Raw genomic sequence first — 19,806 nt, forward strand, 5'->3', positions numbered from 1 at the left:
GAAAGCCGTCAGCCTTCAGCCGATGGCACCAAGCGCAATGAGCTTCGAGATCGTATTGAAATTGCGAGTCGTCGCGGCCACCTTGAGCTTTCTCTCGATGAAATTGTTGTTGGCCTTCAGTTCGCTGTATTTCGTGGCGCACAACACATACGCCATGTCGCCGACCACCTGCACCTGGTCTGGCGCATGTCCAAGCGCATGGAACGCTTCGAGCCACGCATCTTCAGGCTCGGACGCAAGCAGCGTGAAATAGAGCTTGGCGGGATCGGCGCCCTTGAACGGGTTGTTCTCCATCGCTTCGTTGAAGTACGGCGCCGACCTTGCCAGGACCTTGATATCGCCGCCAAACCGTTCCTTGATGACATCGTGAACCAGATCCTCGATGGCGGACTGGTTCAGGTTCGTGGAAGCCATGACGTTGCCGCTCTGGATGTAGGTTCTCACGTTGCGCAGCCCCGCTTCTTCCAGGGCCGCGCGCAGCGGTGCCATGAGCACCTTGTTCTTTCCCGTCGGCATCACACCGCGCAACAGAATGATCTTGTCTTCATGGTTCGACGCCATCGTGAATGTCTCGGCTGCTAAACGCCAAGTATAGACTGCGTCGCTTCCATGTAGGAGCCAACCATAATGGACCGGCTGACCGAGCGCTATCACATCGAGGCCCGCGTCAAGGGCTGGGGCGTGCGTTCCTGGCCGTCTGCAACGCGTCACGCTGGCGTGGTCCGTTCAACGTCTGCGCCACGGCCACGAGCCCGGCTTCTAGTTGCCGGATTGTGGCAGGCGCCGCCATGGCGATTCTTATCGTACGGCTTGCCGGCACATCGGGCGCGGCAAAGGCGGCCAGGGGGGTGATTGTCACGCCCTGCCGTGCCAACGCGAAGACGAGGTCATCGGGTCTCCAGTGTTTCGGCAGGTCGAGCAGAAGATGAAAGCTGGTGTGGTGCGCCTTGATGGGCCACGCCCCGAGGATGCGCCGCGCGAGCGCTTGCCGCAATCGCGCCTCGTCGCGCTTTGCCACGATCCAGTGCGCCAGTGTGCCATCCCGCATCCATGCGGTGGCCAGTGCGGCTGTCATGGCGCTTGCGGACCACAAGGTGGCGCGAAGTCCCTCGTGGAGCCGTTCCCTGAACCGCTCGGGTGCGACCATATAGCCCACTCGCAACCCGGGGGCCGCGCTCTTCGACAGGCTGTGAATTTCGATCACGCAATCTGGCGCCAGGCTGCGCAGCGTTGGCGGAGGAGAAGCTTCGAGAAAGCCGTACACGCTGTCATCGACCAGTAGCAAGTCGTGGCGACGCGCGACCTCGATCAAGGCGAGCCTGCGCGCGAGTGGCATCACGCCCCCGGTGGGGTTGTGAACCGTGGGCATGGTGTAGACGATGCGCACCCGGCCTGCATGCTTGCGGCAAGCCGCGTCAAGCGCGTCCGGCATGATGCCGTCGTCGTCGATCGGAACGCCGACCAGGGGGACGCCCAACAGATTTGCGGCGCTCTTGAAACCGGGGTAGGTCAGGGATTCCACGGCAACCAGATCACGCCGCGTGACAAGGCTTTCCCCTGGCCCGTCCGGGTGGTGGCCCTGACGCTGTTCCTGATTACCGGTGCGGTGAATCTGCAGGCGCCGCTTTACACGACTTACGCACGGGCAAGCCAGATGGGCGCTGGGGCGCAGACGCTTGCCTTTGCTTGTTACGTGGCCGGATTGGTGCCCACGCTGGTTTTCCTTGGCGGGCTATCGGATCGCGCAGGGCGGAAATTGCCTTTGATCGGCGCGCTGCTGCTGACATCCGCGGCAACCGCGTTGCCGATGATGTGGCCCCGGCTGGAGGCGCTAGCAGCGGCACGCGGATTGTGCGGCATCGCGACCGGGCTGATGGCTGGAAGCGGCACGCAGTTCCTTGTCGAATTGATCGGGCCGCGGCCAGCGGCGGCCGCGCGGGCCGCGCGCATCGTCGCGGCCGCCACCTCGCTGGGCTTCGGCTGCGGCGCGCTGGCGACCGGCCTCTGTCTGCTGGCGGCGCCGTATCAACAGACCCCCGCGACCTACGGTGCCTACCTATTTTGCGCCGCTTGCGGGGTGGTTTTGCTCGCCATGATCCGGGAGCCGTCGTTCCCGCGTTCGTCGGCGTGGCTTCGCATGCCCGTCTTTCCCAGGCAGACGCTCATCTATGGCGTTGCGATTCTCATTGCCTGGTCGACTGTCGGGATGGTGATCGCGCTGGTCCCGGTGGCGCTCGCCGCGCATGGGCACGATGCGTGGACGGGGTTCTCCACGTTCTTCGTGATTTCAACCGGACTCATTGTCCAGCCCGTGGCGCGCAAGCTATCGCCTGCGCGGTCGTTGCGCCTGGGCATGCTGCTCGTACCCTGCGGTTTCACCGTATTGATCGCGGGTGTCGTCTACTCGTCGTTGCCCTTGCTGCTGACAGGCGCGATGCTCGCGAGCGCGGCTTGCTACGGCTTTACCTATCTCGCAGGCCTCTCCGCGAATTCAACCTGTTCCACCGACGCCAACCGGGCTCGGGCAACGTCCGGCTATTTCCTCTTCGCGTATTTCGGATTCAGCGTGCCGGTCATCGCGAGTGGTGCGCTGGCGGATCGGGTCGGCGTGCATTCGGCCCTCTGGATCTTCGACGGCGCAATCATTGTGGCGACCGCTTTGCTCGCGCTGTCGATGGTGCTGCGATCGTCTATCAGGAGATATCGGACGATTTAGAGACCATTTCAAAAAGATCCTGGCGTCGTTGCACGGCCTTGCTGTCTATGGAAGGGGAGTGGCGCGCGGAGAACTTCGCGCCGACCACCGCAATGCGTGCCGCACCGGCAAGTGCAAGTACATGGTGGTGGGCCGCCGGTTCTCGCTTTGCGTCGGCGCGCGTCAGTCCAGCCTTGGCAGCATCTTGGCGGGATTGAGCAGGTTCTTCGGGTCCAGGGCCCGCTTGACCTGCCACATCAGCTCCAGCTCCACCGGCGATTTGTAGCGTTTCAGGTCGTCGCGCTTGGCCACGCCAATGCCGTGCTCGGCGGAGATCGAGCCGTTCTCCGCGTGGGCCAGGGTGTCCACCGCCTCGGAGATTGGTGCGTACCACTGGCCGAGGAAGTCCGCGGCGCTGCGGTCCTTGGGGCGCAGCGGGTTGAAGTGCACGTTGCCGTCGCCCATATGGCCGTAGATCACCATGCGCGCTGCGGGCTCTAGTGCCAGTACCTTGGCCGAGGCGTCGCCGATAAACGCCGCGATGCGCGACAACGGCACCGACACGTCGCACTTGATGCTGCCGCCGGTACGGGTCTGCGCGTCCGAGATTTCCTCGCGGATGCGCCAGAAGCGCTGGGCGTCGGCCAGGCTGGCAGCCACCGCGGCGTCCAGCACCAGTTCCTGCGCCAGCCCGGCTTCGAGGATTTCCATCAGCGTGGCGTTGAGGCTTTCGTCGCTGCCGCCGGAGGTCAGCTCGATCAGCACCATCCAGTCGTGGCGCGCGGGCAGCGGCGAGGTCACATCGCCCAGGTATTCGAGCACCAGTTCCAGCGCGGGCGCCGAGATCAGCTCGAACGCGGTGACAGCCTGGCCGCCATGCTGCTTGGCCACGCCGAGCAGGCGCACGGCGGCTTCGGGGCTTTGCACGGCCACGAAGGCCACGGCATTGGCGCGCGGCTGCGGCATCAGCTTGAGCACGGCCGCCGTGATGATGCCGAGCGTGCCTTCCGAGCCGACGAAGAGTTGCTTGAGGTCGTAGCCGGTGTTGTCCTTGCGCAGGCCGCGCAGCGACGAGTAGATGCGGCCATCGGGCAGCACGGCCTCGATGCCCAGAACCAGGTCGCGCATATTGCCGTAGCGCAGCACGGCGGTGCCGCCTGCGTTGGTGGCCAGGTTGCCGCCAATCTGGCAGGAACCTTCCGAGCCGATGCGCAGCGCAAACAGGCGCTGCTCCTGCTCGGCGGCGGTGCGGGCCGCGTTGAGCGTGACGCCGGCCTGCACCGTCATGGTGTCGTTGATGGTGTCCACGGCCAGCACGCGGTTCATGCGGCCCAGGCTGAGCAGCACCGCGGTGCCGCTGTCGTCGGGCACCGCGCCGCCCATCAGCGAGGTATTGCCGCCTTGCGGCACCACCGGCACATCATGCGCGTGGCACCAGGCCATGACCTGGCTGACCTGTTCGGTCGTGGAGGGCATGACCACCACCTGGGCCTTGCCGCGGTAGATGCGGCGGTAGTCCGTGACGTAGGACTCGGTGTCGGCGTCGCCGCTCAGGCAGGCGCCGGCGCCGACGATGGCTTGCATCGCGGCCAGGGTGGCGTTGGTGGCGCTGGTGGGGCTGGTGGCAGGGGCGGTGTGGGAATCAGTCGGCATGTTGGCGTGCTTTGTCGTGTTCTGCGATTGCGATTGCGATTGCGGTGGCGGGCATCAGTATGCGGCAGATGGCCCTGCCGCGGGCGCGGTGCCGGTGCCGATGAAGTCCGCGGCCAGCCGGCGTGCCGCGCTGGCATAGAGCAGCACATCCACGCCTGTCGCCACGAAGGTGCAGCCCAGATCCAGGTAGCGGCGCGCCAGCTTGGGGTCGGAGGTCAGCGTGCCCGCGGCCTTGCCGCTGGCGGCGATGGTGCGCATGGCGCCTTCGATGGCGGCCTGCACCTCGGGGTGGCCCGGATTGCCGCGATGGCCCATGGAGGCGGCCAGGTCGGCGGGGCCGATAAAGACGCCGTCGACGCCGTCGACAGCGCAGATGGCATCCAGGTTTGCCAGGGCCTTCACGGTTTCGGCCTGCACCAGCAGGCAGATCTCATCGTCGGCCACATCCAGGTAATCGGCGCGTGCGCTCCATTGCGAGGCACGGCCCACGGCGCTGCCCACACCGCGAATGCCCTGCGGCGGGTAGCGGGTGGCGCATACCAGCGCGGCGGCTTGCTCGGCGGTATCCACCATGGGCACCAGCAGGTTCTTCGCGCCGATATCCAGCAACTGCTTGATCAGCGGGACTTCGCCGGCCACGCAGCGCACCACCGGTTGTGAGCGGTACGGGGCGATCGCCTGCAGCGCATTTAGCGTGCCGCGCAGGTCGTTGGGCGCGTGCTCGCCGTCGATCAGCAGCCAGTCGAAGCCGGCCGTGGCCGAGACTTCGGCGAGATAAGGCGATGCCATCGAGAGCCACAGGCCGATCTGGGGCTGGCTGGCCGCCAGCGCGGCCTTGAATGCGTTTTGTGCGGGCATGGTGTTCCGAAGAATGTCGTGGGCGTGGGTGGGATGCCGCCGGGTCTTAGCCGAGCAGGCCCTGGCAAATATATTTGGTGTGCATGTAGTCGTCCAGCCCGTGGCGCGAGCCCTCGCGCCCGTAGCCGGATTCCTTGACGCCGCCGAAGGGCGCGGCCTCCGAGGCGATGGCCCCTTCATTGACGCCGACAATGCCCGTTTCCAGCGCCTGCGCCACGCGCCAGATGCGGCGCACGTCATTGGAGTAGAAGTAGGCGGCCAGGCCGAAGGGCGTGTCGTTGGCGTCGCGGATCACCTCGGCTTCATCGGTGAATCGGAACACGGCGGCTACCGGGCCAAACGTTTCCTCGCACGACAGCGCCATTTGCGGCGTGGCGTTGGTGAGCACCGTGGGCGCGTAGTAATGCGGGCCGTCTGCCAGGCGCACGCGTTCGCCGCCGGTCATCACCACGGCGCCCTTGGCGACGGCGTCCGCCACATGGCGGGCGATCTTTTCCACGGCGCGCGCGTTGATCATGGGGCCGATCTGCGATGCGTCCTCGGTGGCAGGCCCGACCTGCAGCGCGGCCACCCGCTGCGACAGGCGTGCGACGAAATAGTCGTGCACGCCAGCCTGTACATAGACGCGGTTCGGGCAGACGCAGGTCTGGCCCCCGTTGCGGAACTTGGAGGCCATCAGCCCATCGACGGCGGCATCGATGTCCGCGTCGTCGAACACGATGAACGGCGCATTGCCACCGAGCTCCAGCGACAGCTTCTTCAGCGTGCCGGCGGATTCGCGGGCCAGGTGCTTGCCCACCGGGGTGGAGCCGGTGAAGGTGATCTTGCGCACGCGGCTATCGGCCAGCCAGGCATCGACCACGGCGGGTGTTTTGGCGCGCGAGGCGGTGACGATGTTCAGTACACCGGCGGGCAGGCCGGCTTGCTGTGCCAGGTAGACCAGCGCCAGCGCGGTCAGCGGCGTGTCTTCCGCCGGCTTGGCCACCACGGTGCAGCCGGCGGCCAGCGCGGGCGCGATCTTGCGCGCGATCATGGCGAGCGGGAAGTTCCACGGCGTGATGGCGGCTACCACGCCAACCGGTTCCTTGAGCACCAGCATCTTGCGCCCGGGGACGGACTCGGCGACGATCTCGCCGCTGATGCGGGTGGCTTCCTCTGCGAACCACTCTACGTAGGAGGCGCCGTACAGCACTTCGCCGCGGGCCTCCTTGATGGGCTTGCCCTGTTCGGTGGAGATGATCCGGGCCAGGTCTTCCTGGTGTTCGAGGATCAGGGCGTGCCAGCGCTTGATGATCTGCGCGCGGTCGCGCGCGGTGCGGCGGCTCCAGGCTGGGAAGGCTGCCGCTGCGGCATCGGTTGCCTGGCTGGCGTCCCGGGCGTCGCTGTCGGGCACGCAGGCGAAGACGGTGTTGGTGGCAGGGTTGGTGACATCCAGGCGGTGGCCGGTGTGGGCGGCTGACCACGCTTGGCCGATCAGGTTGCTGGTGCGGAGCAGGGCTGGGTGGGTTAGGGGGAGGGAGGTGGATGTCATGGTTTTGGGGGAATGGGGGGGTGACTGCGAATGCTTAAATTCAATGACAACTGCAACTGCAACTGCAACTGCAACTGCAACTGCAACTGCAACTGCCGTTTCACCACCCCTGCGGGGCGGCGACCTACTTTCTTGTCTTGCCAAGAAAGTAGGCAAAGAAGGCGCGCCGGATGGGGCGACACCCCCTCGGGCTTCGACGAAAAGAGCGGCCGGGACCCAAACTCGCATCGCCTTGAGGCGATACTCAGACATGGGTCCCTCTTTTCCGCTCTTTTCGCCGAATCCCGAGGCGCCCCATACGGCCTCTGAACACCTATACGGCTCGCTTCGCATCGCGTTGGGGTGATTCCCGCCCATTCAGGCGGGAATCACGGCTACAACAGTTGGTTGATCTTGCCGCTGGTTGGCTCCCCTCTCCCACTTTTGGGAGAGGGGCGGGGGAGAGGGCGGGCGATCGCAATTTCGCGATGGTTCCAAACCGCAAGGCTTCCTAACTGACAATCCCCAGGTGCCAAGGCACAAATTCGTTGTCCCCCAGCCCGAGCGCTTCGCTCTTGGTCGGGTGCCCGGAGGCCGCTTCCAGGATATGTTCAAAAATCCGCTGGCCCATCTCGTCCACCGTCAATTCGCCGTCCAGTACCAGCCCGCAGTTGATGTCCATATCGCCTTCGAGCCGCGTGTACATCGGCGTATTGCTCGCTAGCTTGATGGTCGGCGCTGGCTTGGAGCCGAACATCGATCCGCGCCCGGTGGTGAAGCAGATCAGGTTGGCGCCGCTGGCGATCTGGCCGGTGGCGGCGACGGGGTCGTAGCCGGGGGAGTCCATGAAGACGAAGCCGGATTGCTCGATGGGCTCAGCGTATTCATAGACGGCCTGCAGCGGCGTGGTACCGCCTTTCATGGCGGAGCCGAGTGATTTTTCGAAGATATTGGCGAGGCCGCCTTGCTGGTTGCCGTGGCCGACCACGCCGTTGAACTGGGCGTTCTGGCCGGCGGTGTAGCGCTCCCACCAGGCCAGGCGGTCCAGCAGTTTCTGGCCGACTTCCGGCGTGACGGCGCGGCGCGTGAGCATGTATTCCACGCCATGGATCTCGGGGGTTTCCGACAGGATGGCGGTGCCGCCGTGGCGCACCAGGATGTCCATGGCCGCGCCGAGCGCCGGGTTGGCGCTGATGCCGGAGAAGCCATCGGAGCCACCGCATTCCAGGCCGATCTTCAGGTGGCTGGCAGGCACGGGCTGGCGTGTGGCGGTGTTGGCGCCCGGCAGCATCGCCTCGATGGCGCGGATGCCGGCCTGGATGGTGGCCGCCGTGCCGCCGCTGTCCTGCATGACCATGGTGCGCACGTGGCTGCCGGGCACCAGGCCTTGCGACTCCATCAGTCCCGCTACCTGGTTGCGCTCGCAGCCCAGGCCCACGATCAGCACGCCGGCCAGGTTGGGGTGGCGCGCATAGCCCGCCAGCGTGCGCCGCAGTACGTCGAAGTGCTCGCTGGGCGAGGACATGCCGCAGCCGCTGCTTTGCGCGAAGGCGGCCACGCCGTCCACATTGGGATAAGCCGCCATGCGCTCGGGCGTGAAGTGGTCCGCGATATGCCGGATCACCGTGGCCGAGCAGTTCACCGACGACAGAATGCCGATGAAGTTGCGCGTGCCGACGCGGCCGTCGGGCCGCACGAACCCCATGAAGGTGGCGCGCTCGGCCTCGGGCACATAGTCCACCGGCCGTACGTCCTGGCAGAAACCCGGGTCGCGATAGAAGTCCACCAGCGCCAGGTTGTGCGAATGCACATGATCGCCAGCCTCGATGTCGCGCTCGGCCACGCCGATCACGGTGTCGAACTTGCGGATCTGGGTGCCTTTGGCAATGGCGCAGGCGGCAATCTTGTGCCCTGCGGGCACCTGGGCGCGCACGCGCAGCCCCAGTTCAGGCAGGCGCTGGCCAAGGCTCAGGGCGTCCCGGGCGATCAGGACGTTGTCGTTCGCATGCAGGCGGATCAGGGCGGCGGTGTTCACGTTGGGTCAGCCTTGTTGCAGCAGTTCTTTGAGCTTGAGGCGCTGGATCAGGTGGGTTTCCTGGTCGTACACCGTGCTGATGTAGCGCTTGTATTCCGGGCCGTCCAGGTACATCACCGGCGCATCGATGCGGGCCGCGACTTGCTGGAATTCCTTGCTGGCCACGGCCTGGCGGAAGGCGTCGCGCAGCTTTTTCTCCACGGCCGGGTCCAGGCCGATGGGCGCGCCGATGCCGTTGGGCGCTTCCACCACCACGTTGTAGCCCAGTTCCTTGAGCGTGGGCGTGTCCTTGAAGCGCGGTGTGCGCTGGTCGCCCCAGGTGGCCAGCAGGCGCAGCTTGCCGGCTTCCACGTGCGGTGCCCAGGAGCTGGAATCGGCCAGCAGGTCCACTTGCCCGGCGAGCACGTCCTGCAAGGCCTGCGCGCCGCCCTTGTAGGCGATGGCATTGAAGCGCACACCGGCGGCCTGCGCGAATTCTTCCATGCCCACGTGGGTGGCGCCGCCGATGCCGGCATGCGCATAGGTGAGCTTGCCCGGATGCGCCTTGGCCTCGGCCACGACGTCCTTGAGCGACTTGAAGCGCGAGTTCGCCGGCACCGCGATGCCGAAGGTCTGGCCGGAGGTGCGCGCCAGGTAGGTCAGCTCGCTGCGCGGGTCCAGTTGCAGCATGCCTAGCTGCGAGAAGCGCGTCACCGAGATCGGCACCTGGCCGATGGTGTAGCCGTCCGGCTTGGCGCGGGCCAGTGCCTTGGTGCCGATCATGCCCGATGCGCCGGCGCGGTTTTCCACCACGATGGATTGCTTGAGTACGCCGGACGCCACCTGGCACAGCGCGCGCATGGACTGGTCGGCGGTGCCGCCGACGGGCCACGGGCAGATGAAGGTGATGGGCCGGTCCGGATAGTCGGCTGCACGTGCGAGGCCGGGCAGCAACAGGCCGGCACTACCAGCCGTCGCAGCCGTGGCGGCAGCGGCGCCGCCGATGAGCAGGCGGCGTCGCCCGTGGTTGATGCCGTGGGGTGCGGTCATGTGTCGTCCTCGCAGGGTGTCGTTTTTGGAATCATGGGCTGGTGGCAATGTCCACCTGTCAGGCCGGATTGTGGCAAAGCCATTCATAACAATCCAATCAATCATCGGAATGGCTTCATAACCTTAAAGTTAAGTAAAATTGCACCATGCCTCAGATCGACCGCGCCCTGCGCTCCAATATCAAGCTACGCCACCTGCAACTGGTGGTGGCGCTGGACGAGTTCCGCCATCTCGGCCACACCGCCGAGTTCCTCTGCGTCAGCCAGCCAGCTGTCTCCAAGATGCTCACCGAGGTGGAGAAGACGCTGGGCCTGACGCTCTTCACGCGCTCCACGCGCGGCACCGAGCCCACGCCGGCTGGCGCGTCGCTGGTGCGTTTCGCCCGCTCGGTGCTGGCGCAATACGAGCGCACGCGCGACGAGATTGCCGCGGAGGCCAGCGGCGCCGCCGGGCGCACCCGGGTAGGATCGATGGGCGCGGCCCTGCCGGTGCTGCTGGCGCAAGCCGTGGGCCTGCTCAAGCAGCGCTCGGCCCAGGCCACCGTGCTGGTGGAGGAGGGCGACCTGCCCCACCTGCTGCCCAAACTGCGCATCAGCGAACTGGATCTGATCGTCGGGCGGCTGGAGCCCGGCTACGCCGCACCGGACCTCATCACCGAGCCGCTCTATAACGAGCCGATGGTGGCGGTGGTGCGCAGCGGCCACGCGCTTGCAAGCAAGCGCGCAACGGGCTGGGCGGACCTGGCCGGCATGCCTTGCGTGGTGCCGCCGCCATGGGCCTCGCTACGGGTCAAGATCGAGCAGGAGTTTTACCGCTCTGGGCTGCAGCCGCCAACCGACCTGATCGAGTCGTCGTCCTACCTTGCCATCACCACCTTCGTCTCCCAGCTGGATGCGGTGGGCTTCCTGGCCAGGTCGGTGGGGCAGCAGTTCGAGCGGGAAGGCCGCTTCCATATCCTGCCCATGGACATAGCGCTGGAGCTGCCGCCGGTGGGCGTGATCACGCTGCGCGAAGGGCGGCCCACGCCCAGCAGCATCCAGCTGGTCGAATGCCTGCGGGCAGCGGCCGGGCAACTGGCCGCGCCGCCGGCCGGCGCGAAAAAGCCGGCGCGCGCGCCGCGGCGCACGAAATAGCCAGCCAGCCGCGATCAGCGTGGCCTGGCCAGCAGGTACTTCGCCAGCGCGTGCGGTTCCAAGGCGCCGGGACGACGCACCACATTGCGGCGTCGTCCTGCCTTGCGGCACTGATTCAGGTCCACCCGCGCCGCCCGCTGATGCGGCGCGGGTGCGTGCCGCGCATGCGCCTTCGGCTCGCGAAGGCGTCCCGACCCCGATTCCCTTGAAATGCAAGAAGAATCGACTTTTGTCTTGCATGGCATGTCTCCTGCTTTGTTGGTCTGCAACGCCCTCATGTATACAACCTGGGATACAAGCGATGACCAGCAAGACGCCGCTGCGCCGATCCGCCGCCAGCCTTGGCAGTTGCCGAACCCTGACGGACTGGCAACAGCTCTACACGACGCAAGGCGCGTCGCTCGTGGACGCGCTGGCGCCGTTCCTGGACCTGGACACAGCGGACCCGGCCTGGATCGCGCGGCTGGACGCGGCGCGGCTGCGGTCCCAGCTGGATATGCTGGCGGCGCGCGTTGAGCAAGCGGGCGGCAAGCTCGATGCGTTTCCCCTCTACGGCGTGCCGTTCGTGGTGAAAGACAACATTGACGTGGCAGGGTGGCCCACCACGGCGGCGTGTCCCGCGTTTGCGTATATGGCCCAGCGCGATGCCGGCGCGGTGGCGCGGCTGCGCGCGGCCGGGGCCATCGTGGTGGCCAAGGCTAACCTGGATCAGTTCGCCACGGGCCTGGTGGGTGTTCGTTCGCCCTACGGCGCGGTGCCCAACACCTTCGATGCGGCCTATGTCAGCGGTGGCTCCAGTTCAGGCTCGGCGTCTTCGGTGGCGCGCGGCTGGGTGCCGTTCTCGCTCGGGACCGATACGGCGGGCTCAGGGCGCATTCCCGCGGCATTCAACAATATCGTGGGCCTCAAGCCGACCCGGGGCTGGCTCTCCAGCGCCGGCGTGGTGCCGGCCTGCCGCACGCTGGACTGCGTCTGCGTGTTTGCGCTGACGGTCGACGATGCCGCGCTGGTGGCGGAGATCGCGGGCGGCTTTGACCACGACGATCCTTACTCGCGCACCTATCCGCAGAGCGCGCCAGCCGTGCTGGCGCCATCGCCCGTGCTGGGCATTCCCGATCAGCTGGCGTTCTTTGGCGATACGCAGGCACAGGCCAATTTCGAGCAAGCGCTGGTGGACTTGCAGGCCACGGGCGCCAAGCTGGTGCCGATTGATTTTTCGCCATTCGCCGAGCTGGCCGCACTGCTCTACCAGGGACCATGGGTCGCCGAGCGCTTCCTGGCGGTGAGCCAGCTTCACGCCAGCCAGCCGGAAGCCATCGATCCGGTCGTTCGCGTGATCGTGGAGGAAGCGGGCCGCTATAGCGCGACGGATGCGTTCAGCGCCGAATACCGGCGCGCGGCGCTAGCCCGCGCTATCCACCTGGCGCTGGCAACGGTCGATGCGCTGGTGGTGCCAAGCGCGCCGTCGATCTATACGCTGGCCGCCGTGCAGGACGATCCGATCCGCCTGAACGCGCGGCTTGGCACCTATACCAACTTCACCAACCTGGCCGACCTGTCGGCGCTGGCGCTGCCGGCCGGTGCGCGCGAGGACGGCTTGCCGGCGGGCATCACGCTGATTGCCCCGGCCTGGTCGGACCGCGCGCTGGCCCGCTTTGGCCGGCAGTGGCAGGCGGCGCAAGCGTTGCCCCTGGGCGCCACCGGGCGGGCTTGTCCCGTTGGTGCACAGCGCGCCACGCCGGACACGCCGGGATCGGTGCGGCTGGCCGTGGTCGGCGCCCACCTTAGCGGCATGCCGCTGAACCATCAGCTGCTCACGCGCCACGCGGGCTTTGTGGAGGCTTGCCGCACGGCGCGGTGCTACCGGCTTTATGCGCTGGCGGACACGATCCCGCCCAAGCCCGGGCTGGTGCATGTCGGCACAGGGCAGGGCGCGCCGATCGAAGTCGAGCTCTGGGATGTGCCACTGGCCAGCTTTGGCGCCTTCGTCGCGCAGATTCCCGCGCCCCTTGGCATCGGCAAGCTGCTGCTGGAAGACGGCCGGCAAGTTACCGGGTTCATCTGCGAACCCCGGGGCCTGGAAGGCGCCCGCGATATCACGGCATTTGGCGGCTGGCGCGCCTACTTCGCCAGCGCAAACGCCAGCGCAACCTGACCGGGGAGCGCCGATGTTCCACACCGTACTGATCGCCAATCGTGGCGAGATCGCCGTGCGCGCCATTCGCACCTTGCGTGCGCTGGGTATCAAGAGCGTGGCCGTGTATTCGGATGCCGATCGCAATGCCGCGCATGCCCGGCTGGCCGATGTGGCCGTGCCGCTGGGCGGCGAGCGTGCGGCGGATAGCTACCTGGTGGCCGAGCGCGTGCTGCAAGCCGCGTTGGATACCGGTGCGCAAGCCGTGTTTCCGGGCTACGGCTTTCTGTCAGAGAGCGCGGCGTTTGCCGAGGCCTGCGAAGCGGCAGGGCTGGTCTTCATTGGCCCGACGCCGCACCAGCTCCGCGAGTTTGGCCTGAAACACCGGGCGCGCGAGCTGGCCGCCGAGGCGGGTGTCCCGATGACGCCCGGCACCGGCCTGCTCTGCAGCTTGGAACAAGCCCTGCGGGAGGCCGCGCGCATCGGCTATCCCGTCATGCTCAAGAGCACGGCCGGCGGGGGCGGCATCGGTCTGTCGCGCTGCGCTGATGATGCCGAGCTGAGCGCGGCCTTTGACAGCGTGCAGCGGCTGGGCGAGCAATTCTTCAAGCATGGCGGGGCCTTTATCGAGCGCTGCCTGGACTGCGCGCGGCATATCGAGGTGCAGATCTTCGGCGACGGCGCGGGGCGCGTGGTGGCGCTGGGCGAGCGGGATTGCTCCACGCAGCGCCGCAACCAGAAGGTGGTGGAGGAAACCCCGGCACCGCACTTGAGCGCGGCCACGCGCCACGCGCTGCATCGGGCCGCGATCCGGCTGGGCGAATCGGTGCGCTACCGGTCGGCCGGCACGGTGGAGTTCATCTACGACGTGGAGCGGGAGGATTTCTACTTCCTGGAGGTCAATGCCCGGCTGCAGGTGGAGCATCCCGTGACCGAGCTGGTCACCGGGCTGGACCTGGTCGCCTGCATGCTGAAGGTGGCCGCGGGCGATGCGCTGGACTGGGAGGCCATTTCGCGGCCGCCGCAGGGTGCGGCCATGGAGGCGCGGCTCTATGCGGAAGATCCGCTCAAGCAGTTCCAGCCCTCGCCGGGCACGTTGACCGAGGTGGCCTTTGCGGACGGCGTGCGTGTCGACGGCTGGGTCGAGACCGGCACGGAGGTATCCGCCTTCTACGATCCGCTGCTGGCCAAGCTGATCGTTCACGGCCCCACCCGCGAAGCCGCGCGCAAGAGGCTCGCGGCAGCGCTGGCCGCCACGCGCCTTGGCGGCATCGCCACCAACCTGGACTACTTGCGCCAGATCGTCGATTCGCCCGAGTTCACCACGGGCCGCGCCTTCACGCGCATGCTCGACCATTTTCCCTACGCGCCGGCAGTCATCGAGGTGCTGGAGCCGGGCACCTACACCAGCATCCAGGACGTGCCGGGCCGCACCGGCTACTGGCATATCGGCGTGCCGCCCTCCGGTCCGATGGACGACTATGCCTTCCGGCTGGCCAACCGCATCGTTGGCAATCATCCGGGCGCGGCCGGGCTGGAATGCACGCTGGTGGGACCACGCCTGCGGTTTCATGGCGCGGCCGTGGTGGCGCTGGCCGGCGCGCCTTGCACGGCAACACTCGACGGGATGAACGTCCCGTTCTGGGCGCCAATCCGCGTAGCTCCGGGACAGGTCCTGGCGCTCGGCAAGGCCACGCAAGGCTGCCGCACCTACCTTGCCGTGCGCAATGGCTTCGATGTGCCGGTCTATCTGGGCAGCCGGTCCACCTTCGCGCTCGGGCAGTTCGGCGGGCATGCCGGGCGCACGCTGCGGCTGGGCGACATGCTCCCGCTTGGCCAGCCACATCTGGCTGCCAGCGGCACCTGTGCCCCGGTGACAGCGCCGCAGGCCGCCCCCGCGGCACTGGTGCCGGTCTACGGCCAGCATTGGGAGATCGCGGTCCTGCACGGCCCGCATGGCGCTCCCGACTTCTTTACGCCGGCATCGATGGAGACTTTTTTCGCCACCGACTGGGAGGTGCACTACAACTCCAACCGCCTTGGCGTGCGCCTGGTCGGGCCCCGGCCTGAATGGGCTCGGCGCGACGGCGGCGCGGCGGGCCTGCACCCATCCAACGTGCACGACTGCGAATACGCAATCGGCGCCATCAACTTCACCGGCGACTTCCCGGTGATCCTCACCAATGATGGCCCGAGCCTCGGCGGCTTCGTGTGTCCCGTCACGGTCGCCAAGGCCGAGCTGTGGAAAGTCGGCCAGGTCAAGCCGGGCGACCGGATCCGCTTTCGGCCCATCAGCTTCGATGCCGCGCGTGCCATGCAGGCGGCGCAGGACCAGGACATTGCCGGGCTGCGGCAAATAACGCGTGCGCTGCCGCTGCCGGCGCCGGCGCGTTCCACTGCCATCCTTGCCGGGCGCGCGGCAAGCGGGCACCACCCGGCCATCGCCTACCGCCAGGCGGGCGACGGCTACCTGCTGCTGGAATACGGCGATAACGTGCTCGACATCGGCCTGCGGCTGCGGGTGCACCTGCTGATGGAGGCGCTCAAGGCGCAGCCGATAGACGGTGTACTGGAGCTATCGCCCGGCGTGCGCTCGCTGCAGGTGCGTTACGACGGCCAGCGCATCCATCAGGCGGCTTTGATCGAGGCGCTGCTTGCCATCGAGGCTGGCCTGCCGGACGTGGCCATGCTGAAGATCCCCACCCGCGTGGTGCACCTGCCGATGGCCTTCGAGGATGGCGCCACGCTGGATGCCGTGCAGCGCTACCGCGAGACGGTCTGCGCCGATGCGCCATGGCTGCCGAACAATGTCGACTTCATCCAGCGCATCAACGGCCTGGCCCATCGCGACGAGGTGCGGGACATTGTGTTCTCCGCGCGATATCTGGTGCTGGGGCTGGGCGATGTCTACCTTGGCGCGCCTTGCGCCGTGCCGCTTGACCCGCGCCACCGGCTGCTCACCTCCAAGTACAGCCCTGCGCGCACCTTCACCGCGCAAGGCACGGTCGGCATTGGCGGGGTCTATATGTGCATCTACGGCATGGACTCCCCGGGCGGCTACCAGTTGATCGGGCGGACGCTGCCGATCTGGAACAGGTTCCTCAAGAACCCAGCTTTTGAGCCGGGCGCGCCGTGGCTGCTGCGCTTCTTTGACCAGGTGCAGTTCTACCCGGTGTCAGAGGCGGATCTGGACCGGTTGCGCGAGGATTTTCGCGAAGGACGCGCCACGGTGCGCATCGAGCACGATGTCTTCGACTACGGCGCGTACCGCCAGTCGCTCGCGCACAGCGCGCACGGCATTGCCGCCTTCCAGGCGCGGCAGCAGGCAGCCTTCAGCGCGGAGGTGGCGCACTGGAAAGTCCATGAGGCCAACGCTGCGCCCATCCAGGTGCCGGCCGCCTTGCGCCATGACGAGCACGACGGCCATGCCGTGACGGCGGAGATGAGCGGCAGTGTGTGGAAGGTGCTGGTGCAGCCCGGCGAGCAGGTGCGGGCCGGGCAGCCGCTGCTGGTGGTCGAGGCCATGAAGATGGAACTGACCGTGCTGGCTCCGGTGGCGGGCACGCTGCTGGCCATGCGCTGCCGCGCGGGCTCGGCGATCAAGGTGGGCGACCGCCTCGCGTCGATCGCCTGACAAGGCGTGGCTCAGCGTGGCTCAGCGTGGCTTGATGAACTTCAGTGTCATGCGGTCCGATTCACCGATGGCCATGAAGCTCGCGCGCTCGCGCTCGCCGCCGCGCAACGTCGGCGGCAACGACCACACGCCATCGGGATGGTCGTGGTTGTCGCGCGGGTTGGCATTGATCTCGCTGCGCCCGGCAAGCGCAAAGCCAGCCGCGCGGGCATGGTCGATAACGTAATCTTCGGTGACGTAGCCGGTGGCGATCATCTGCTCCAGCGAGGTGCCGGGCGTGGCCCGGTGCTCCTCCACGCCTAGCACGCCGCCGGGCTTGAGCACGGCATAGAAGGCGCGCAGGCTGTCGTCCAGGTGGCCGTCCTTGATCCAGTTGTGGATGTTGCGAAAGGTCAGCACCAGGTCTGCACCGCCCGGCGGGGCGATATCGGTGAAGGCGCGCACCGGCAGCGTGCCGACCGTGACCTTGCCGTAGTTGCCTGGATCCTGCGCCAGTTTCTTCTCGAAGTTCGCCCTTGAACGCTTGCTTTCCTGGCTGGCATCCGCCGCGCTCGCATCGTAGTGCGCGGCGTACAGCTTGCCGTGGTCGCGCAGCACCGGCGCCAGGATCTCCGTGTACCAGCCGCCGCCCGGCGCAATTTCGATCACTGCCTGGTCCGGCTGCAAGCCGAAGAACCGTAGCGTTTGCAGCGGATGGCGGTACACGTCGCGGGCCTTGTTGGCGGCGCTGCGCTGCGGACCGGCGATGGCGGCGGCGAGTGCTTCGTCTGCTGTGGCGGGCGCGGCGCTGGCCGCGCTGGCCAACATGCCGGCGCCGGCCAGCAGCATGGCGTGCCGCACGAAACGGCGCCGGGCAGAGAAGGGAGTCATGGCATTCCTTGCTGAAGGTAAGTGGCGAGCGGTGAACGGTGCGCGGAGGCTATCCATCGTTGCCCCTGAATCTGGACGAAGCCTGGCCGGTTTGTCAAGCCGGCTCTCGCCTGCTCTCGCCTTTCCCCGCGCTGGCCGGTGCCGCCATCAAGGAAGTGTCTTAGGAAATGCGTTTCTATTCGTTCTCAATCCAGCAGCGTCATTTCATAGTTGAGCCGTGATGGCTATAGGCGGTTGCCGTCAACGACAAAGCGTGCATCGGGCAGGCCCGGCTTAGCCCGCACGCGGACGACATGGACGAGTTGCTCAGCAAGGTGTGGAAGGAGCCCGCGTTCTTCCTGACCCACCCGCTGGCGATTGCCGCTTTTGGCCGCGAATGCACGCGCCGTGGCGTGCCGCATGCGCAGTCACCGTCGCCGCGGTCCTCGGCCGCGCCCGCCTACTGCTTCCTGGAGGGCGCGAGGCGTGACCCGCATGGCGGTGCGTCGAGCCTGTGCGAGATCGCCACGTTCGGCGACCCGCTCGCGCTGCATCTGCCGCAGCAGGGGGCGGGCGCTTACGGTTATGGGCGCGAGCAAGAGGAGACGCTGCCGTGGGCATCGTCTTCGGCGCGCGTGCCGTTCGACGTCGCCGCGATTCGCCGCGATTTGCCGCGATTTCCCGATCCTGCAGGAGCGCGTCAACGGCAAGCAACTGGTGTGGTTCGACAACGCTGCCACCACGCACAAGCCGCAGCCGGTGATCGACCGCATCTCGTACTTCTACGCGCACGAGAACGCCAATATCCACCGCGCCGCCCATGCACTGGCCGGGCGCGCCACGGTGCCTACGAGGCCGCGCGCAGCAAGGTGCAGCGTTTTATCGACGCATCCTCACCCGACGAGATCATCTTCGTGCGCGGCACCACCGAGGCCATCAACCTGATCGCCAGGACCTGGGGCGTGCAGAACGTAGGCGAGGGCGACGAGATCATCGTCTCGCACCTGGAGCACCACGCCAATTCGGGCCCACCGGCATCGGCGTGCGCTCCGGGCATCACTGCGCCCAGCCTATCCTGCGCCGCTCTGGCGTGGAGGCCACGGTGCGGCCGTCGCTGGCCTTCTACAACACCACGGACGAGGTGGGCCGGCTGATTTCGGTGGTCAGGCGGCTTTCGGGGCGCCGTTGAGGCTGAAAACGCGGGGCGTGGGGCTTATAACCCCCCTGAATATGCATGAATCGGGACGCGCCCTGCGTTTTCTTCTAAAATCCGCTATCTTCTCACCTTGATCGGCGCGTCTTCCAGCCTTCGGACCGGAGCCCGCCTTGTTGAACGCAACCGGCAAGCTACCGCCAAGCCTTTGGTATCAGGCCACAACAGGCCATCGACGCCGGCGCCATCCAGCGCATACAGCGCCTTATTCATGAGCAATCTCAACCAGCAAGCCATCCTCTCCGTCCACCACTGGACCGACACGCTCTTCAGCTTCACCTGCACCCGAGACCCCGGTTTCCGCTTCGAAAACGGCCAGTTCGCCATGGTTGGCCTGGAAGTGAACGGTCGTCCGCTTCTGCGTGCCTACAGCATCGCTAGTGCCAACTACGAGGAAACGCTGGAGTTCTTCAGCATCAAGGTGCCGGACGGCCCCCTGACGTCGCGCCTGCAGCACCTGAAGGAAGGCGACCAGATCTTCGTCGGCAAGAAGCCCACCGGCACGCTGCTGGTCGACAACCTGCTGCCGGGCAAGACCCTGTGGCTGCTGGCCACCGGCACCGGCCTGGCCCCGTTCCTGTCGATCATCCGCGACCCGGAAGTGTACGAGCGCTATGACAAGGTGGTGCTGACCCACACCTGCCGCTTCGTCGAGGAACTGGCCTACCGCGAGCTGATCCAGGAACACCTGCCGCAGCACGAGCACCTGGGCGAGCTGATCCGCGAAAAGCTGGTCTATTTCCCCACCGTGACCCGCGAAGAGTTCGACAACCAGGGCCGCATCACCGACCTGATCGCCAACGGCGAGCTGTTCGAGCGCCTGGGCGTGGAGCCGTTCTCGCTGGAGAACGACCGCATCATGCTGTGCGGCAGCCCGGACATGCTCAAGGACATCCGCGCGATGCTGACCGAGCAGCACTTCACGGAAGGCAATATGAGTGCGCCGGGCCATTTTGTGCTTGAAAAGGCATTTGTTGGTTGAGTTGGTGACGGCTGCGTCCGGGGTCGGTTGGTGCAATGCCAACCGACGGAGCGGCTGAGCGGTTGAGATCTTGCCGCGAAG

The 19,806-nt window shown here is 66.8% G+C and carries 14 protein-coding genes and 1 pseudogene; 7 read left to right on the forward strand and 8 right to left on the reverse strand.

The window, feature by feature from the left end; all coding sequences use genetic code 11:
• Positions 1-15: 15 nt before the first annotated feature.
• Positions 16-654, reverse strand: coding sequence for a DUF1697 domain-containing protein (locus tag RR42_RS26620; protein ID WP_144409962.1), 639 nt, complete (start codon positions 652-654; stop codon positions 16-18).
• 13 nt (positions 655-667) lie between these two features.
• Positions 668-1,672, reverse strand: a complete 1,005-nt coding sequence (locus tag RR42_RS26625; protein WP_082055298.1) for a PLP-dependent aminotransferase family protein — start codon at positions 1,670-1,672, stop codon at positions 668-670.
• On the opposite strand from RR42_RS26625, the gene RR42_RS26630 reads away from it, so the two are divergent.
• On the forward strand, positions 1,574-2,716 hold the full coding sequence (locus tag RR42_RS26630) for an MFS transporter (protein WP_201777389.1): 1,143 nt from the start codon (positions 1,574-1,576) through the stop codon (positions 2,714-2,716). The two genes, RR42_RS26625 and RR42_RS26630, sit on opposite strands and share 99 nt — an antisense overlap.
• A 162-nt stretch (positions 2,717-2,878) precedes the next feature.
• Here the strand turns inward: RR42_RS26630 and RR42_RS26635 are convergent, their stop codons facing one another.
• From RR42_RS26635 to RR42_RS26655, 5 genes are all read right to left on the reverse strand, one after another.
• The gene (locus RR42_RS26635; protein ID WP_043357987.1) at positions 2,879-4,279 is read right to left on the reverse strand and encodes an FAD-binding oxidoreductase; all 1,401 of its coding nucleotides are present in this window, start codon (positions 4,277-4,279) and stop codon (positions 2,879-2,881) included.
• A gap of 123 nt (positions 4,280-4,402) precedes the next feature.
• The gene (gene hpaI, locus RR42_RS26640; RefSeq protein ID WP_043354412.1) at positions 4,403-5,206 is read right to left on the reverse strand and encodes a 4-hydroxy-2-oxoheptanedioate aldolase; all 804 of its coding nucleotides are present in this window, start codon (positions 5,204-5,206) and stop codon (positions 4,403-4,405) included.
• Positions 5,207-5,252: 46 nt separating this feature from the next.
• Positions 5,253-6,737 carry an NAD-dependent succinate-semialdehyde dehydrogenase gene (locus RR42_RS26645; RefSeq protein ID WP_043354413.1) on the reverse strand — a complete coding sequence of 495 codons (1,485 nt, stop codon included), beginning with the start codon at positions 6,735-6,737 and terminating at the stop codon, positions 5,253-5,255.
• Between the two features lie 490 nt (positions 6,738-7,227).
• Positions 7,228-8,751, reverse strand: a complete 1,524-nt coding sequence (locus RR42_RS26650) for a UxaA family hydrolase (RefSeq protein ID WP_043354414.1) — start codon at positions 8,749-8,751, stop codon at positions 7,228-7,230.
• A gap of 6 nt (positions 8,752-8,757) precedes the next feature.
• Positions 8,758-9,780 carry a tripartite tricarboxylate transporter substrate binding protein gene (locus RR42_RS26655; RefSeq protein WP_043354416.1) on the reverse strand — a complete coding sequence of 341 codons (1,023 nt, stop codon included), beginning with the start codon at positions 9,778-9,780 and terminating at the stop codon, positions 8,758-8,760.
• A 146-nt stretch (positions 9,781-9,926) separates the two neighbouring features.
• Between RR42_RS26655 and RR42_RS26660 the strand changes: the two genes are divergently transcribed.
• The 3 genes from RR42_RS26660 (at position 9,927) to uca (ending at position 16,681) form a co-directional block, all read left to right on the forward strand.
• Positions 9,927-10,913, forward strand: a complete 987-nt coding sequence (locus RR42_RS26660) for a LysR substrate-binding domain-containing protein (RefSeq protein WP_043354417.1) — start codon at positions 9,927-9,929, stop codon at positions 10,911-10,913.
• A 301-nt stretch (positions 10,914-11,214) separates the two neighbouring features.
• Positions 11,215-13,068, forward strand: coding sequence for an allophanate hydrolase (gene atzF, locus RR42_RS26665; RefSeq protein ID WP_043354419.1), 1,854 nt, complete (start codon positions 11,215-11,217; stop codon positions 13,066-13,068).
• 13 nt (positions 13,069-13,081) lie between these two features.
• Positions 13,082-16,681, forward strand: coding sequence for an urea carboxylase (uca, locus tag RR42_RS26670; protein ID WP_043354421.1), 3,600 nt, complete (start codon positions 13,082-13,084; stop codon positions 16,679-16,681).
• Positions 16,682-16,702: 21 nt separating this feature from the next.
• On the opposite strand, the gene RR42_RS26675 is transcribed toward uca, so the two are convergent.
• On the reverse strand, positions 16,703-17,551 hold the full coding sequence (locus RR42_RS26675; RefSeq protein ID WP_043354423.1) for a class I SAM-dependent methyltransferase: 849 nt from the start codon (positions 17,549-17,551) through the stop codon (positions 16,703-16,705).
• 257 nt (positions 17,552-17,808) lie between these two features.
• Between RR42_RS26675 and RR42_RS41805 the strand changes: the two are divergent.
• The 3 genes and pseudogenes from RR42_RS41805 to RR42_RS26685 all read left to right on the forward strand — a co-directional run.
• Positions 17,809-18,561 (forward strand): annotated as a pseudogene (locus RR42_RS41805) (aminotransferase class V-fold PLP-dependent enzyme); the annotation flags it as partial.
• Positions 18,562-18,572: 11 nt separating this feature from the next.
• Complete coding sequence (locus RR42_RS41810; RefSeq protein WP_419188910.1) at positions 18,573-18,719, forward strand: aminotransferase class V-fold PLP-dependent enzyme; 147 nt, start codon at positions 18,573-18,575, stop codon at positions 18,717-18,719.
• A 235-nt stretch (positions 18,720-18,954) separates the two neighbouring features.
• On the forward strand, positions 18,955-19,725 hold the full coding sequence (locus RR42_RS26685) for a ferredoxin--NADP reductase (protein ID WP_043354426.1): 771 nt from the start codon (positions 18,955-18,957) through the stop codon (positions 19,723-19,725).
• Positions 19,726-19,806 lie beyond the last annotated feature (81 nt).

This window comes from Cupriavidus basilensis, assembly GCF_000832305.1.
GTDB classification, from domain to species: domain Bacteria; phylum Pseudomonadota; class Gammaproteobacteria; order Burkholderiales; family Burkholderiaceae; genus Cupriavidus; species Cupriavidus basilensis_F.